Source organism: Rhodococcus sp. KB6 (assembly GCF_001445685.1).
GTDB lineage: Bacteria > Actinomycetota > Actinomycetes > Mycobacteriales > Mycobacteriaceae > Rhodococcus_F > Rhodococcus_F qingshengii.
In genome coordinates, this window is the sequence record NZ_LNAK01000109.1 from 1 (window position 1) to 931 (window position 931).

The 931-nt window shown below is 60.5% G+C and carries 1 protein-coding gene; it reads left to right on the forward strand.

The genetic code is table 11. The features are described 5' to 3' along the window. Window positions 1-931 (forward strand): condensation domain-containing protein (locus tag ASU23_RS15090; RefSeq protein ID WP_156423164.1); only part of this gene is annotated, 931 nt, incomplete at both ends.

Genomic DNA, 931 nt, shown 5'->3' on the forward strand with positions numbered 1-931 from the left:
GCCGGCTGATCGTCCGCGGCCGGCGGTGGCGTCCAATCGTGGTGCTGCGTATTCGTTCGTGATTGATCGTGATGTGCATGTGTCGTTGAGTGACGCTGCGCGTGAGTCGAATTCGTCGTTATTTATGGTGGTGCATGCGGCGTTGGCGGTGTTGTTGTCGCGGTTGTCGGGGACGTCCGATATTGCGATCGGTACTCCGGTGGCGGGTCGTGGTGAGCAGGTTCTCGATGATTTGATCGGGATGTTCGTCAATACGTTGGTGTTGCGGACCGAGGTGGATTCTTCGGAGTCGTTCTCGGGGTTGTTGGGTCGGGTTCGTGAGGGCGATCTGGGTGCGTTTGCGCATGCGGATGTGCCGTTCGAGCGGTTGGTGGAGGTGCTCAATCCGGCGCGGTCGCAGGCTCGTAATCCGTTGTTCCAGGTGATGCTCTCGTTCCAGAGCGCACGCCAGACCGGGTTGCAGTTGGGCGATCTGACGGTTGCGGGCGTCGATACCGGCGCGGTGGCGGCGAAGTTCGATCTGCAGTTGACCATGGTCGAGCAGTTCGACGAGTCCGGTGCCCCGGCCGGGATGGCGGCGACGTTCACGTACGCGACGGATCTGTTCGACGAGTCGACGGTGGCCTCGATGGCAACCCGATTCGAACGCATCCTGGCTGCCGTCGTTGCTGATCGGTCAACCATTGTTGGTGACGTTGATATTTTGGATTCTGTTGAGCGTTCGTTGGTGCTCGAGGGGTGGAATGACACGGCTCGTGAGGTTGGGGGTGTGTCGGTGTTGGATGGGTTTGTTGCGCAGGTGGCGGCGTCCCCGGATGCGGTAGCGCTCTCGTTCGAGGGTGTGTCGTTGTCGTATGCGGAGTTCGATGCTCGGGTGAATCGTTTTGCCAGGTATTTGGTTTCGGTGGGTGTGGGGCCGGAGTCGTTGGTG